The organism is Citrobacter sp. (assembly GCF_050252275.1).
Taxonomy (GTDB): Bacteria; Pseudomonadota; Gammaproteobacteria; order Enterobacterales; family Enterobacteriaceae; genus Citrobacter_A; species Citrobacter_A amalonaticus.
In genome coordinates this window covers 1-14,296 of the sequence record NZ_JBFWLF010000006.1, presented here as the reverse complement: position 1 = coordinate 14,296, position 14,296 = coordinate 1, and the positions used below count along the sequence as shown (strand labels likewise).

Genomic DNA, 14,296 nt, shown 5'->3' with positions numbered 1-14,296 from the left:
TGTGCTTCGTTAAAGAAAACCACGCTAATTAATCTCGTTTGCAACCATATTGCGGGAATACGTGGTTACCAAATAGTATGACATTATTATTGACTTTTTTTAGGAAAATTATTTTGTCGTCAGGGCCTTTGCCAAACAACAAACTATTAGCAATCTCATCATCAACATTATCAGTATTATCATGTATGGTTTTGACACTCATTATCTTATACAGATGCGCATTGGCATTGTATGTTTCATATTTCATTTTGAGCGTGCGCGAGATTAAATACTTTTTTTCATTATGTGTGAGCAGTCCGTCAATATTGATAAGAAGTTGATCATCCGTCATGTGGACAAAAATTAGCCCTTCGGCGCGAATGTTGTCGCTGTTGATACTCTGGATAACAGAAAACTGTGACTCGCATGAGAAAACCGGGGGCCGGGTAAAACAGTAAACCGCGCCGATCAATAACAGGCCGACACTGATCAAAAGAAAGATGGCTTGTTTAGGCATTATTTTTTTCTCTGTAATAAAAACTCATGCAGCTGTCTTTATCACATTTAATGAGTAACAATTGCACAATATCACCCAGGTCTCCTTGTACCTGTTGCTTGTAAACGTACAACTCCTTTTGCTCTGAGCAATCGAATGGTTGTGGGACAAAATCAAAGCTCTTTGTCACCTCTCGTAATGAGAGTGAGGAGGGCATAAAAATGACGCACTGACCCTCAACCAGTTTTTGTATATCGGTGTCGGCTCTGAATGAACCTGGATTTATTATGAGCAGAAGGAAGGCAATTGCCAGAGCGATAATGCGGGTAAAGCGCTTAAGACAGCGTTTCTGTGGTTCAACTGGCGGAGCCTCCGGCTCCTTTTCTTCAAGGAATGGCGTTCGATACTCACGATCGTTATTGATAATGGCATCTTCCGCTATTTTGAAACCAATACGAGGAACCGTGACAATGATTTCTTTTGCGATACCCAGATCGCTCAGGTTTCTGCGCAATGTGGAGATATATTGATTTAGATTACTATTTGACGCTCTGGCGCCATATTTATCAAAAACAGTCTGAAAGATTTCATTTCTCGAAAGGATATCGCCTTGATGATTGAGCAATTCAGCCAACAAGCGTGTAGAGGTTTGGGATAATTCAACGCAATCCCCAGTCAACAGGTTAACGAGCGACGCATCCTCTGTGTCAAAAGTGATAAATCCCTCAATGTCGAACCTCATGTTCATCTCCACCCTAGACCCTGCTTTCCTCTAACATACAGTCATCTCTCAATAAAACGACATGAATATTAGATAAAAATCCTGTATTTGCGTTCATTTCAAGCTAATGTTGCTGGTTGAATCAGGTGAACGCATACTGCTAACACCTTCAAAATCCAGGAGTCTGCAATGAAACTCTCGCTGCGTTCATATAACCCGGGTACAGCACATCCAGGCTACAACGTACCTCATGACAATCTGCAGATGTTAGCGGCGGAAATGGGAATAAGTGACCTGCCGATGATCAGGGGGCCGGAACAATTTTTTATTCTCAATCTATTAAAAGATCACAGTACTCAGGGCCTGTCGACCAGAGAACTTGCCGATCTGTGTGGCATTTCAATTTATAAAGTCAGACACTTACTTCTTCCGCTGGAGAAATATGGCCAGGTTATAAGAAATAAAATGCAAAAGCACCATCAGTGGTTTTTGTCAAAGGACTCTACAGATATTGATTGGCATTCTAACAAGGGGTATTTTCATTTGCAACAATGACCGGAAAGTCAATTAGATAACACTGAGAATATGTAAAATGCTGCTTATTATCTCGCGAGTTATTAGGAAAAATCCCAATAAAATTGTAATGTTCGCACGTAATGACTATTGCCTTCCGCCCATTTGTTCATGCCTTGTGCGAGGAGAACAAATGAAACGTATTTACCGCTAAGAACTCGAGTAATACTTAACACTTTTTAACGGTGTATTACATTTGTGATTAGCCTGCTTATCAGATGCCCGTGAAACCTGGTTTCAACGGGCAACTATTTTGTTGTTAACTCTCTGTATCTGACATCAGATGCGCCAACTGCGTATTAATCTTATCTACCAGCCATTCACTTCCTTTTTCCTGAGCCAGGGTATGGAGGGGGAATAAAATCCCCGTCCCCTTAATACCGTTATTGTCAGAAAAATAGATGCCCTCATCTGCTTCCGGATAGCCTTCATAACTTTCCCAAAGGGTATAAGGCGCGTCGTAAGCCGCATCATTTCGGGTCGGTGAAAAAAGATAAACGCAGAGATAACTTTTGGCTTCTTGAGCAGAGATTTCTAGCTTAGTAGCAAGCGGTTCATTGTCTTTGCCATAGTGTTTTAGGCGCTGCTCGTAGAGAAGTTCACTGTCAGTGACCAGTTTAAAATCGAGAACGTAATCCTTTGTTGTCATAGGCGTTCCTGGTTCTTGTTGCCGACTAAAAACAAATGAAACGTCCATGATGGGAAGGTAGTCCCATTTCCATGACTCAAAAGGGTTTTTGTTTGATTGCGGCGGCTTATTAAAACTCCATGTGTTCCAGCTCAGGAATGTGGTATCCAGTTTTTGCGCGGTTTCATTCAGTAAAGGGAAGAGTTGTTGATAATAAGCAGCACAAATCCGATGTGCTTGCCTGACGGCAATAAAAGGATCAGACATGATGGTTTCCTGTAAAAAAAGAGAAGGTGGTAGGGAGATATTGTGACGACAAATAGTCTAAAAGCGGTTGCCAGGACTGAAGAGGGGGGTTGACCTTGTACAGGGCAAGTGCATTCAGACAATCCTGGATAATTCTTCTCTCTTGTTGCGATGCCCATGCCGTCTCAGGATATTCAATTTTTTCCCTGACCGTACGCCATTCCAGCCCGTGGAACGTGACTTCAGGAAAATTGTGTTTGAGTTCGGCAAACCAGATGGAATGCTTTTCCGGCAGATTTCCCAGCGCTAAAAAGTGCAGGGCAGACTTTTTATCTTCACTGTTTTGCCAGCCGTAGATCTCTTTGCACCATTGCTGTTTATGTTGTTGCCCGCCTGCTGGCGGCTTTACTTCAATGAGCAGTGCGGCATGAGTGAAATTTAAAATAACATCGGGTTCTGCATAGCGATCCTCTTTACTCACCCACTCCGCGACGTGGGCACTGATCGTTGGCGGAAAATCGTATTTTGGCCAGAAAGCGATGGATTCAAATGCTCCCCAATTTTTTACATCAACGCCGAGTAGTGAAGTGAGCACCGTTTGCAGAGACGCGTCAGACAGATAACTCATACGTCCCCAGAATGCCGCCGTAAGCAGATCCTCATAACGCTGAAATATTGAATGCCAGCTCAGTGTTTCTTCACCTGGTAAGTTTACCCGTCGGGCCTTCCCGTTTAAAATTGCCTGTAGCATAAATATGTCCTTGCTATGAAATACCAACTGTTTTTTATCATTTTTAAGCCTTTAACCTAGTGTAAAAAATTCAGGTTTCAATAAATAGACAAATGAAATCGTGAGATAGAGGTAGCCAGCCAAAAAACGCCAGTTTCTTTTGAGGATAAAAACAACGTTTTTATTTCGTCGGAATTTTTTTATTTTAGTTAAGCGTAAATAAAGTGCGCTTCTTTGAATATCTGAAACAGGGGCTTGTCTGATTTTCTTTGAAATGTGTTTTTCTGAGTCAATAAATGAATGTTTATGATGTAATTTTGACAATTTGCTTGCAAAGAAAATCAGTGTGAGCATAAAGGCACAGAGCTGAAAAAAGCGATTCGGTATTCCCCAGCATGCAAAACTTGTGAGTAGCACCCATTCAGCAACAGAATCACTTTGCAGGTTTTTCCACCAGTGATTCATATCATGCGCGTAGACTCGTATCTCTTTTTTAATCTCTTCGTAAGGATCGGTTGCCATCTCTTTCTCCTGGGCTGCATCTGTGCGAATGATCGCAATGTAACAGATCGAGAGATTGAGTAGTGGTAAGTTGACTGGTTTATAAGGCTGGAAAATAAAAATGAGATAAATGCGGATGGTTTCTGAAGGTGGGGAAACCCAAAAGCAAAAACCCAGCCATAGGCTGGGTTCTCTGAATAGTGGTGCCCGGACTCGGACTAACGCCGCAGGCGTTGAACAGCGCGCTTGTCGCGCTGACCCCGGAGGGGTGAGCCGCTTGCGGCGAATAATCGAACGGAGTTCGATGAGGAGTCCGGTTCTCCAAAAGCAAAAACCCGCCTTTTGGGCGGGTTCTCTGAATAGTGGTGCCCGGACTCGGAATCGAACCAAGGACACGGGGATTTTCAATCCCCTGCTCTACCGACTGAGCTATCCGGGCAACGGGGCGCATTAAACCGTAATCATGCACGCCAGTCAACCAAATTTAGGGAAAAGCTGTTCAACTGCTTAAGTTTGCGGCAATCCGACCATTTCTGCGTCCAGTTTGCCCTAATCCTCCCGACAAACGCCATGCTGGGTTAGGTCAGCGCACCGCCCTGGCGGCACTGGGCAAAGCGCAGAATATCTTCTGCCAGACGATGCGCCGTCTCCACATCCGCATGGCTGCGATTGACCAGCATGCGGCTCAGACAGCCTTCCAGCACCAGTTCCATCTGTTTAGCCACCATTGCCGGATCGTCAATCTCCAGCGTGGTCAGCAGTTCGTGAGTGAAATCGTGCGCCGCGCTTTTTTGCTGATCTGCCAGTTGATGAATGGGGTGCGACGGATCGGGATAAAACGTACAGGCGGCGATAAACAGGCAGCCCGGGTAACGATTGTTACTCACGCACTCTGCCAGCGCCGTGTAGCGGGCCAGCAGCTTTTGCTCGGCACTCAGGGTGTCATCCAGCAACAGCTGGCGACGCCAGATATCCACCTGTTGGCTGAGATAGCGCAGCGCGTCATACAGAATGGCCTCTTTGTCCGGCCAGAAACGCTGCATTTCAACGAGCGGATAATCTACGCGCTCGGCCACCATCTCCAGTGTGGTGTTCGCAATCCCATGGATCTCGAGTAATTTTAGGGCTTCTCCCAGGACATCTTCACGTTGCACGGTCATTCCTCCGTCTTTACCTCTGAAAGTGTCGCTCACGGTTGGCGATCGCGCAAATGCGCACTAAATGTCGCCGCATCCATAAAGCCCGTCACCCGTGCCTGCGGGTGTTCCTGACCTTGCGTATCAAAGAACAGGATGGTTGGCAGTCCTAATACCTGCAAATGCTTCAACAGCGCCACATCCTGTGCGTTATTGGCGGTGACGTTAGCCTGTAACAGTACCGTATCGCCCAGCGCCTGTTTGACCTGTGGATCGCTGAAGGTGTACTTTTCAAACTCTTTACAGGCGACGCACCAGTCGGCGTACAGGTCCAGCATCACCGGTTTGCCTTTCGCCTCGGCCAGCGCCTGATTAAGCTCCTCAACGCTTGCCACCGGTTTGAAGTCCAGATGCGCCTGTGTCTGGGTCACCGTCGTGCCAAACGCCCAGTCCTGGAGCGGACGCACGCTGACCAGCGCCGCCGCCAGCAGGATTATCTGCACGATGCGCATCCAGCTACGCGTTGCTTGCAGGCTGGTAATAAACGCCCAGCCAAAGAAGGCCACGCCCAGCAGCGACCACAGGCGTAAGCCCCACGTATCGCCGATGATGCGCTCCAGCAAAAAGACCGGCAGCGCGAGAATAACAAAGCCAAACGCCGTTTTGACCTGCGCCATCCACGGGCCGCTTTTCGGCAGCAGACGGTTACCAAAGACGGTGACCAGCATCAGCGGCAGCCCCATCCCTAGTGCATAGAGATACAGCGTACCGCCGCCGAGCCACAGATTCCCGCTCTGAGCGATATACAACAAAATGGCGCTCAGCGGTGCGGTGGTACACGGCGAACAAATCAGCCCGGCAATCGCGCCCATCACAAACACGCCACCCGCAGAACCGCCTTGCTGACGGTTACTCATCAGCGTGAGGCGCGTTTGCAGCGACGATGGCAGTTGCAGGGTGAACAGGCCGAACATCGACAGGGCGAGCAGGGTAAAGACCACTGCCAGGCCGATTAAGACATACGGATGCTGAAGAGCCGCCTGGAACTGCAATCCGGCGGCGGCCACTACCAGCCCCAGCGCGGTATAGGTCAGCGCCATCCCCTGTACGTAGATGAATGTCAGCAGCAGTGCGCGTCCGGTGGAAAGACGCTGTTTACCGCCCAGTACGATGCCGGAAATCAGTGGATACATCGGCAGTACGCAGGGGGTAAAAGCGATGCCAATACCGATCAGCAGCGCCCACAGGGCGGAGAAGGGGAGCTGGGCTGGCGCTTGCTCCGGCTGCGGCGGTTGCTGTATTGCTGCTGGCGCCACTGGTTTCGGCTTCGCGCTGGCGGTCACTTCACTTAGCGGCACGGTTTTGCTTTCCGGCGGATAACAGAAACCCGCATCGGCACAGCCCTGATACGTGACCGTTAGCGTGGCGCCAGACTGCGCCTGGTTGACGGTGACCGGAATGGTGAGTGTATTGCGATAGATTTCGCTTTTCCCGTAGAACTCATCTTCATGCCAGACGCCCGCTGGCAGCGTCACTTCCGCGATTTCCGCCCGTGCAGGGGTAATACTAATCTGCTTGCGATACAGGTAATACCCGTCTTTCACCTGCCAGGTGAGATTAAGATCGTGTTGGTTTTGCTGAAAGTCAAAGGCAAAGGCCTGGTCAGCAGGGACAAAATTCGAGCGACCCGGCGCGTCGAAAAGTCCGGCAAAAGTCGATGTGCTGCAAAAAAGCAGGATCAGCGTAAGGATGCGTTGAGCCATGAGAGGTAATCACTGTCTCCGTGGGTAACGGGTAAAACCAGAAGCTCGGGCGTTTGATACGGGTGATGAGACTTCAGGCAATCGAGTAAGGCGTCCTGGTGTGCCACCGAGGTTTTTAAGATCATCTGGACTTCGTATTCCTGCTCCAGTTTTCCTTCCCAGTAATACAGCGAGGTGGCACCGGGAATAATCGTGGCGCAGGCCGCCAGTTTTTCTGCCAGCACTTTGGCCGCCAGATCCTGGGCGGTGGCTTCATCCGGCGCGGTACAGAGTACAACAACGGCATCGGAGAGGGCGATATCCTGACGACTCACATCATGCATAAACACCTCGAATGAACAGAATGACCGGCAAAAGAGTGGTCACTATACAACGGACGAGGGAAGGATGTTAGACAAAGGGGAGGGAAATGCGGGGCGTGAACACGCCCCGCAGGTAACACTTACAGCATGAAACTGCCCAGCAGGAAGCCGAAGCAAACCGCCAGTAACACACCCAGCGTACCAGGGATGAAGAACGGGTGGTTAAAGACAAATTTACCGATACGCGTTGTCCCGGTGTCATCCATCTGTACCGCCGCAACCAGCGTTGGGTAAGTAGGCAGAATGAACAGACCAGAAACTGCAGCGAAAGACGCAACGGCAGTCAGCGGAGAAACGTTCAGCGCCAGCGCCATCGGCATCAGTGCTTTAGCGGTTGCTGCCTGAGAGTACAGCAGTGCAGAAGCAAAGAAGAAGATGACAGCCAGCAGCCACGGATGGCCCTGAATCACTTCACCTGCAGTGTCTTTGATCCAGTCAATATTGTGAGACACGAAAGTGTCACCCAGCCATGCAACGCCCAGAATACAAATACAGGCGCTCATACCGGCTTTGAAGGTGCTGGAGTTGAGGATGGCGTCGGTTTCCACTTTGCACATGATCGTGGTCAGCGTCGCGACGCTCAGCATAATGATCAGAATAGCGTTGGTGGTGTTCATCAGCGGTTTCTCAACCAGACCGAGGCTCGGGCTGTTGATGATCGCATAAACCACTACGCACACTACGCCCAGCAGGAACAGCCAGACGGAGTTCTTGGCCATAGGTTTGATTTCGATCTGCTTCTCACCGCGCAGCTCAATCAAACCCTCTTCCAGACGTTTACGGTATACCGGATCGTCAGAGAGCCTGGAGTTGAACAGCATAGTCACGAGGAAGGACATTACCAGCACCGCCAGCAGCGTGGACGGAATGACCACAGACAGCAGGTGGATGTAGCTAATGCCATGGCCTTCCATGACCGAAGACATGTAGACGACCGCAGCAGAGATAGGCGATGCAGTGATCGCTATCTGAGCGGAAACCACCGCGGTGGAGAGCGGACGGCAAGGCTTGATGCCCTGTTCCTTCGCCACTTCAGCGATAACCGGCAGCGTTGCCAGGGAGATGTTCCCGGTGCCTGCAAAAATAGTCAGGAAATAGGTCACGATCGGTGCAAGGATCGTGATGTATTTCGGATTCCGACGCAGCAGTTTTTCTGTCTGGTTAACCAGATAGTCCAGACCGCCCGCAACCTGCATCGCGGAGATAGCAGCGATAACCGCCATGATGATGGAAATCACATCGAACGGAATGTTACCCGGTTTCACGCCGATAGCGGCAAGAACCAGAACACCCAGTCCACCTGCAAATCCAATCCCGATGCCCCCAAGTCTGGCGCCCAAAAAGATTGCCAGCAAAACAATGATAAGTTCGACAACTATCATATTAGCCTTCCTTGTTGTTTAACAAGTTGATATTAAATTGTTGTTATTTAGTAACTTCTTATAAGAAAAAAGGCACGTCATCTGACGTGCCCTCCATGGTACTACCCTGTACGATTACTGTTCGTTTTCATCAGTATAGCGTTTTGCTTTATAAGCCGGGTGCATCAGGTTCTGTGCGGAGAAAATATCGTCCAGCTCAGCTTCAGTCAACAGACCGCGCTCCAGCACCACTTCACGTACGCTCTTACCGGTTTCGGCACAAATCTTACCGACGATGTCGCCGTTGTGGTGGCCGATGAACGGGTTGAGGTAGGTGACGATGCCGATAGAGTTGTAGACATACCCTTCGCACACTTCTTTGTTAGCGGTAATACCGTTAACACATTTCTCCAGCAGGTTGTAGCAGGCGTTGCTCAGGATGTGAATCGATTCAAACATCGCCTGACCAATCACTGGCTCCATCACGTTCAGCTGCAGCTGACCGGCTTCAGACGCCATGGTGACGGTGATGTCGTTACCGATGACCTTGAAGCACACCTGGTTGACGACTTCCGGTACAACCGGGTTCACTTTCGCTGGCATGATAGAAGAGCCAGCCTGCAGTTCCGGCAGGTTGATCTCGTTCAGGCCGGCACGTGGGCCAGAGGAGAGCAAGCGCAGGTCGTTACAGATTTTGGACATCTTCACCGCCAGGCGTTTCAGCGCGCCGTGTACCATCACGTAAGCGCCGCAGTCAGAGGTCGCTTCGATCAGGTCTTCCGCAGGAACGCAGGCAAAGCCAGTGACTTCCGCCAGTTTCTGTACTGCCAGCGGAGAGTACTCTTTCGGGGTATTCAGACCGGTACCGATAGCCGTTGCGCCAAGGTTAACCTCCAGCAGCAGTTCAGCGGTACGCTCGATGTTTTTCACTTCTTCTTTCAGCAGTACGCTGAAAGCACGGAATTCCTGACCCAGGGTCATCGGAACCGCATCCTGCAACTGGGTACGACCCATTTTCAGGATGTCCTGGAATTCGACAGCTTTACGCTCAAAGCCTTCACGCAGTTGGTTGATAGCATCGACCAGTTTTACGATAGAAGCGTAAACGGCGATGCGGAAACCGGTTGGGTAGGCGTCGTTAGTAGACTGACATTTGTTCACGTGGTCGTTCGGGTTCAGGTACTGATATTCACCTTTCTGGTGACCCATCAGCTCCAGCCCGATATTGGCCAGCACTTCGTTGGTATTCATGTTAACGGAGGTGCCTGCACCGCCCTGGTAAACGTCTACCGGGAACTGGTCCATGCATTTGCCGTTATTCAGGACTTCATCACATGCAGCAATGATGGCGTTCGCTACACTCTTAGGGATGGTCTGCAACTCTTTGTTTGCCAGAGCAGCGGCCTTCTTAACCATTACCATGCCGCGCACAAATTCAGGAATGTCACTGATTTTGTTGTTGCTGATGTAGAAGTTTTCAATCGCTCTCAGAGTGTGAACACCATAGTAGGCTTCGGCTGGAACTTCCCTGGTACCCAACAGATCTTCTTCGATACGAATGTTGTTTAACATGTGAACCTTCTTTATTTAAAGCTGCCAATGAATGCACTAAACACACAGAATATATGTGGTTTCGATTGTTTCTTGACCGACGATTATCCCCTACATCGGTCTGGTCAACGAGATCATATTCTGCTTCAGAAATTGTGCCGTAATCTGGATCACTTTAAGTGTGGTAAATTACTCCTTAATTATTATTTTGTGAAATAGGTCACCGCTTTAGGATTATCTCTAAAAATAAGTGTACAAATAGCTTGAAATTTTGCGAACTACCCCTACATCCGACTAATGCGAATCGCAACTATTTTCGGGCCGACGTGGGCATCACGGCGGTCGTTTGAGGAGAATCCTTTTGCGCTGGATACCGTTACTTGCAGTCTTTCTCTATGTTTATATTGAGATTTCTATCTTTATTCAGGTTGCCCATGTGATGGGTGTACTGATGACGCTCATACTGGTGATCTTCACCTCGGTCATCGGCATGTCGCTGGTACGCAACCAGGGATTTAAGAACTTTTTGCTGATGCAGCAGAAAATGGCGGCAGGAGAGAGCCCGGCTGAAGAGATGATCAAGAGTGTTTCGCTGATCATCGCGGGTCTGTTGCTGTTGTTGCCAGGCTTTTTCACCGACTTCCTCGGCCTTCTTCTTTTATTACCACCGGTGCAGAAGCATCTGACGATGAAGCTGCTGCCGCATTTGCGTTTTTCCCGGATGCCGGGTGGCGGCTTTAGCGCCGGAACCGGCGGCGGCGACACCTTTGACGGTGAGTTCCAGCGCAAAGATGAAGAACGTGACCGTATCGAACAAAAGGACGATCGTCGCGACTGATTCCCGTAGGCCCGGTAAGCGTAAGCGCCACCGGGCATTTTCGTAGAACCGGCCTATAAGTGATGTTCAACCTTTTTTCGTTGTGGCAAAAACAGCCACAGTATCGCCAACATAATCAGCGCATACAGACTCTTCCAGCCGACCATTGCCAGTAACAGAAGGCATAGTAATCCGCCCACCATTGCCAGCGCGCGATACCGCCCTTTCAACAGGCGACACCCTGCCAGCATGCACAACAGATAGATCATGATAAAGATGCCGTTGGCATAGACGATGAGCGCATCGAGATTGATCTCTAACGCATAAATGCACAGCGTACTGACCACGCAGCAGCCCAGCACGGCATTGAGCGCGTTGCGTGGAATATGACGAGAGGAGAGACGGGCCAGATAATGGTCCGGTTTGTATTGCGCCTGTGACCACACCAGACGGGCAAAACTCTGAATATAAATATTGAGGCTGGCAAAGCAGGCCAGATAACCGATCACACAGGCTACCCACAGCGCCTGAACGCCAAACAATTGCACGACAATTTCCGGTAATGAGGCCGCCGCTGCCATCGTTTCGCCATAGGCATCAAAGTGCAGAACCACAACGGTGCAGGCCCAATAGACCGAACCGGCCAGCAGCAGACCCATCATCAGTGCGCGCGGGAAATCCCGTTCGGGGTCTTTGAATTCTGAGGCCAGATGGGCGAACGCTTCCAGACCGACGAAGCACCAGAACATCACCGACAGCGCGGAGAATAGCCCCGACATTTCAATATCGGCTGGCGCAGGGAAAGGAATCTCTGCCGGTGTGAGGTCGCCAGCCCACCAGATAGCGACAATCAGCGCCACGATCAGACCGGCAATCACCGTTTGCAGGTTTGCGCTGGAGCTCGCGCCGCGTGAACCGATAAACCACACCAGCGCCAGGGTACCCAGTTCGGCCAGCAATAGTTGCCAGCCGTGCCAGCCAAACATCGCCTGACCAAACCCGGCGGCAATGTGCAGCGCGGCGGGAAGACCCACGGGAATGACGGACAAAAACAGCCAGCCGGTGACCCGTTCAAGATGTGGGCCAAACGCCATGCCGACGAAATGTGCGACGCCGCCTGCGCTGGGGTAATGTCGGCCTAGCAGGGCAAACACAATCGCAACGGGAAACACCAGCACAATCAAAACTGGCCAGGCCCACAGGCTGTTGTTGCCTGCTACCAGTGCCGCCAGGGCCGGGACGGCAAACACGCCTGTTCCCAATAATGATGTCGACAACAGGCCAATACCCTGAGCCAATCCAAGCTCTTGTTTCAGTCCACTCATGAGTTGTTATCCGTTTGCGCCTGAATGCCAGGCCACTGCGCAGGTTTTCGATGTTATCACAATCAGATTTGCTTATGACGCCAGCGATTAAATAGGCGAGAAATGTGAGGTAAGTAGGGTTTTTACAGGATTTTTTGCTGATCAGAATTTTTTTTCACATTGCCCCTTGAAGGGGCAAAAACCCATCCCCATCTCTCTGGTCACTAGCCGGGAACCTTAGCGGGCCGGCGTCACCCATAACTGATAATGACTTTCTCAAAGGAGAGCTATCAATGAGTATTCGTCCGTTACATGATCGCGTGATCGTTAAACGTAAAGAAGTTGAGTCCAAATCTGCTGGCGGCATCGTTCTGACCGGTTCTGCAGCGGGTAAATCAACTCGTGGCGAAATCATCGCTGTCGGTAAGGGTCGCATCCTGGATAACGGTACCGTGCAACCGCTGGACGTGAAAGTCGGCGACATCGTGATTTTCAACGATGGTTACGGTGTGAAATCTGAGAAGATCGACAATGAAGAAGTGTTGATCATGTCTGAAAGCGACATCCTGGCAATTGTTGAAGCGTAATCCGCGAACGACACTGAACATACGAATTTAAGGGAAAGAGAAAATGGCAGCTAAAGACGTAAAATTCGGTAACGACGCTCGTGTGAAAATGCTGCGCGGCGTAAACGTACTGGCAGACGCAGTGAAAGTCACCCTCGGTCCGAAAGGCCGTAACGTCGTTCTGGACAAATCCTTCGGCGCACCGACCATCACTAAAGATGGTGTTTCCGTAGCACGTGAAATCGAACTGGAAGACAAGTTCGAAAACATGGGCGCGCAGATGGTGAAAGAAGTCGCCTCTAAAGCGAATGACGCAGCAGGCGACGGTACCACCACTGCGACCGTACTGGCTCAGTCCATCATCACCGAAGGGCTGAAAGCCGTTGCTGCGGGTATGAACCCGATGGACCTGAAGCGTGGTATCGACAAAGCGGTTGCGGCTGCGGTTGAAGAACTGAAAGCGCTGTCCGTACCGTGCTCCGACTCTAAAGCCATTGCTCAGGTGGGTACCATCTCTGCTAACTCCGACGAAACCGTAGGTAAACTGATCGCAGAAGCGATGGACAAAGTCGGTAAAGAAGGCGTGATTACCGTGGAAGACGGTACCGGTCTGCAGGACGAACTGGACGTCGTTGAAGGTATGCAGTTCGACCGTGGCTACCTGTCACCGTACTTCATCAACAAGCCGGAAACTGGTGCAGTAGAACTGGAAAGCCCGTTCATCCTGCTGGCTGACAAGAAAATCTCCAACATCCGCGAAATGCTGCCGGTTCTGGAAGCCGTTGCGAAAGCAGGCAAACCGCTGCTGATCATCGCTGAAGATGTGGAAGGCGAAGCGCTGGCAACGCTGGTGGTTAACACCATGCGCGGCATCGTGAAAGTGGCTGCGGTTAAAGCTCCTGGTTTCGGCGATCGTCGTAAAGCGATGCTGCAGGATATCGCGACTCTGACTGGCGGTACCGTGATCTCTGAAGAGATCGGTATGGAGCTGGAAAAAGCAACGCTGGAAGACCTGGGTCAGGCAAAACGCGTTGTGATCAACAAAGACACCACCACCATCATCGATGGCGTGGGTGACGAAGCGGCAATCCAGGGTCGTGTGACTCAGATTCGTCAGCAGATCGAAGAAGCCACCTCCGACTACGACCGCGAAAAACTGCAGGAGCGCGTAGCGAAACTGGCAGGCGGCGTGGCAGTCATCAAAGTTGGTGCTGCGACTGAAGTTGAAATGAAAGAGAAAAAAGCCCGCGTTGAAGATGCCCTGCACGCGACCCGTGCTGCGGTAGAAGAAGGCGTGGTTGCCGGTGGTGGCGTGGCGCTGATTCGCGTAGCCTCCAAAATCGCTGGCCTGAAAGGTCAGAACGAAGATCAGAACGTCGGTATCAAAGTTGCGCTGCGCGCAATGGAATCTCCGCTGCGTCAGATCGTTCTGAACTGCGGCGAAGAACCGTCTGTTGTCGCTAACACCGTGAAAGCGGGCGATGGCAACTACGGTTACAACGCAGCGACCGAAGAATACGGCAACATGATCGATATGGGTATCCTGGATCCAACCAAAGTCA

At 50.4% G+C, this 14,296-nt stretch carries 15 protein-coding genes and 1 tRNA gene; 4 read left to right on the top strand and 12 right to left on the bottom strand.

The window, feature by feature from the left end; translation table 11 throughout:
• Positions 1 to 28: 28 nt before the first annotated feature.
• Positions 29 to 496 carry a FidL-like protein gene (locus AB7E14_RS01105; RefSeq protein WP_156595831.1) on the bottom strand — a complete coding sequence of 156 codons (468 nt, stop codon included), beginning with the start codon at positions 494 to 496 and terminating at the stop codon, positions 29 to 31.
• Positions 489 to 1,217, bottom strand: coding sequence for a winged helix-turn-helix domain-containing protein (locus tag AB7E14_RS01100; protein WP_044257270.1), 729 nt, complete (start codon positions 1,215 to 1,217; stop codon positions 489 to 491). The genes AB7E14_RS01105 and AB7E14_RS01100 overlap by 8 nt, the downstream gene beginning before the upstream one ends.
• 168 nt (positions 1,218 to 1,385) lie before the next feature.
• On the opposite strand from AB7E14_RS01100, the gene AB7E14_RS01095 reads away from it, so the two are divergent.
• Positions 1,386 to 1,751, top strand: coding sequence for a FaeA/PapI family transcriptional regulator (locus AB7E14_RS01095; RefSeq protein WP_044257268.1), 366 nt, complete (start codon positions 1,386 to 1,388; stop codon positions 1,749 to 1,751).
• Between the two features lie 277 nt (positions 1,752 to 2,028).
• Here the strand turns inward: AB7E14_RS01095 and AB7E14_RS01090 are convergent, their stop codons facing one another.
• The 9 genes from AB7E14_RS01090 to aspA all read right to left on the bottom strand — a co-directional run bounded on the left by AB7E14_RS01090 (position 2,029) and on the right by aspA (position 10,068).
• On the bottom strand, positions 2,029 to 2,664 hold the full coding sequence (locus tag AB7E14_RS01090) for a hypothetical protein (protein ID WP_316962621.1): 636 nt from the start codon (positions 2,662 to 2,664) through the stop codon (positions 2,029 to 2,031).
• Complete coding sequence (locus AB7E14_RS01085) at positions 2,657 to 3,394, bottom strand: hypothetical protein (RefSeq protein ID WP_316962620.1); 738 nt, start codon at positions 3,392 to 3,394, stop codon at positions 2,657 to 2,659. Before AB7E14_RS01085 ends, AB7E14_RS01090 begins: the two co-directional genes overlap by 8 nt.
• A gap of 51 nt (positions 3,395 to 3,445) precedes the next feature.
• Positions 3,446 to 3,895 (bottom strand): hypothetical protein, encoded by a 450-nt coding sequence (locus tag AB7E14_RS01080; protein WP_046401446.1) that lies wholly within the window; start codon positions 3,893 to 3,895, stop codon positions 3,446 to 3,448.
• A 342-nt stretch (positions 3,896 to 4,237) separates the two neighbouring features.
• A tRNA-Phe gene (locus tag AB7E14_RS01075) sits at positions 4,238 to 4,313 on the bottom strand.
• Positions 4,314 to 4,452: 139 nt separating this feature from the next.
• Positions 4,453 to 5,028, bottom strand: a complete 576-nt coding sequence (locus AB7E14_RS01070) for a transcriptional regulator (RefSeq protein WP_044327889.1) — start codon at positions 5,026 to 5,028, stop codon at positions 4,453 to 4,455.
• A 35-nt stretch (positions 5,029 to 5,063) separates the two neighbouring features.
• On the bottom strand, positions 5,064 to 6,773 hold the full coding sequence (locus tag AB7E14_RS01065) for a protein-disulfide reductase DsbD (RefSeq protein ID WP_044327886.1): 1,710 nt from the start codon (positions 6,771 to 6,773) through the stop codon (positions 5,064 to 5,066).
• Entirely contained in the window at positions 6,749 to 7,096 is a 348-nt protein-coding gene (gene cutA / locus AB7E14_RS01060) for a divalent cation tolerance protein CutA (RefSeq protein ID WP_044257253.1), read from the bottom strand. The genes AB7E14_RS01065 and cutA overlap by 25 nt, the downstream gene beginning before the upstream one ends.
• Before the next feature lie 119 nt (positions 7,097 to 7,215).
• Positions 7,216 to 8,517 (bottom strand): anaerobic C4-dicarboxylate transporter DcuA, encoded by a 1,302-nt coding sequence (gene dcuA, locus AB7E14_RS01055; RefSeq protein WP_042999157.1) that lies wholly within the window; start codon positions 8,515 to 8,517, stop codon positions 7,216 to 7,218.
• A 114-nt stretch (positions 8,518 to 8,631) separates the two neighbouring features.
• Positions 8,632 to 10,068: an aspartate ammonia-lyase gene (gene aspA, locus AB7E14_RS01050; protein WP_042999158.1), complete on the bottom strand. Its 1,437-nt coding sequence runs from the start codon at positions 10,066 to 10,068 to the stop codon at positions 8,632 to 8,634.
• Between the two features lie 340 nt (positions 10,069 to 10,408).
• On the opposite strand from aspA, the gene AB7E14_RS01045 reads away from it, so the two are divergent.
• Positions 10,409 to 10,885, top strand: coding sequence for an FxsA family protein (locus tag AB7E14_RS01045; RefSeq protein WP_316962130.1), 477 nt, complete (start codon positions 10,409 to 10,411; stop codon positions 10,883 to 10,885).
• A gap of 53 nt (positions 10,886 to 10,938) precedes the next feature.
• Here AB7E14_RS01045 and yjeH read toward each other — a convergent pair whose 3' ends face one another.
• Positions 10,939 to 12,189 carry an L-methionine/branched-chain amino acid transporter gene (gene yjeH, locus AB7E14_RS01040; RefSeq protein WP_042999160.1) on the bottom strand — a complete coding sequence of 417 codons (1,251 nt, stop codon included), beginning with the start codon at positions 12,187 to 12,189 and terminating at the stop codon, positions 10,939 to 10,941.
• Positions 12,190 to 12,461: 272 nt separating this feature from the next.
• On the opposite strand from yjeH, the gene AB7E14_RS01035 reads away from it, so the two are divergent.
• Positions 12,462 to 12,755: a co-chaperone GroES gene (locus AB7E14_RS01035; protein ID WP_000027827.1), complete on the top strand. Its 294-nt coding sequence runs from the start codon at positions 12,462 to 12,464 to the stop codon at positions 12,753 to 12,755.
• 43 nt (positions 12,756 to 12,798) lie between these two features.
• A partial coding sequence (gene groL / locus AB7E14_RS01030) for a chaperonin GroEL (protein ID WP_428169287.1) occupies positions 12,799 to 14,296 on the top strand: 1,498 nt, incomplete at its 3' end.

Excerpts from the sequence above, each read along its gene's own strand:
- AB7E14_RS01080 (WP_046401446.1), bottom strand. The coding sequence starts at position 3,895 with ATGGCAACCGATCCTTACGAAGAGATTAAAAAAGAGATACGAGTCTAC.
- AB7E14_RS01095 (WP_044257268.1), top strand. The coding sequence starts at position 1,386 with ATGAAACTCTCGCTGCGTTCATATAACCCGGGTACAGCACATCCAGGC.
- AB7E14_RS01035 (WP_000027827.1), top strand. The coding sequence starts at position 12,462 with ATGAGTATTCGTCCGTTACATGATCGCGTGATCGTTAAACGTAAAGAA.
- cutA (WP_044257253.1), bottom strand. The coding sequence starts at position 7,096 with ATGCATGATGTGAGTCGTCAGGATATCGCCCTCTCCGATGCCGTTGTT.
- yjeH (WP_042999160.1), bottom strand. The coding sequence starts at position 12,189 with ATGAGTGGACTGAAACAAGAGCTTGGATTGGCTCAGGGTATTGGCCTG.
- AB7E14_RS01105 (WP_156595831.1), bottom strand. The coding sequence starts at position 496 with ATGCCTAAACAAGCCATCTTTCTTTTGATCAGTGTCGGCCTGTTATTG.
- AB7E14_RS01100 (WP_044257270.1), bottom strand. The coding sequence starts at position 1,217 with ATGAGGTTCGACATTGAGGGATTTATCACTTTTGACACAGAGGATGCG.
- AB7E14_RS01065 (WP_044327886.1), bottom strand. The coding sequence starts at position 6,773 with ATGGCTCAACGCATCCTTACGCTGATCCTGCTTTTTTGCAGCACATCG.
- AB7E14_RS01085 (WP_316962620.1), bottom strand. The coding sequence starts at position 3,394 with ATGCTACAGGCAATTTTAAACGGGAAGGCCCGACGGGTAAACTTACCA.
- dcuA (WP_042999157.1), bottom strand. The coding sequence starts at position 8,517 with ATGATAGTTGTCGAACTTATCATTGTTTTGCTGGCAATCTTTTTGGGC.
- AB7E14_RS01090 (WP_316962621.1), bottom strand. The coding sequence starts at position 2,664 with ATGTCTGATCCTTTTATTGCCGTCAGGCAAGCACATCGGATTTGTGCT.
- aspA (WP_042999158.1), bottom strand. The coding sequence starts at position 10,068 with ATGTTAAACAACATTCGTATCGAAGAAGATCTGTTGGGTACCAGGGAA.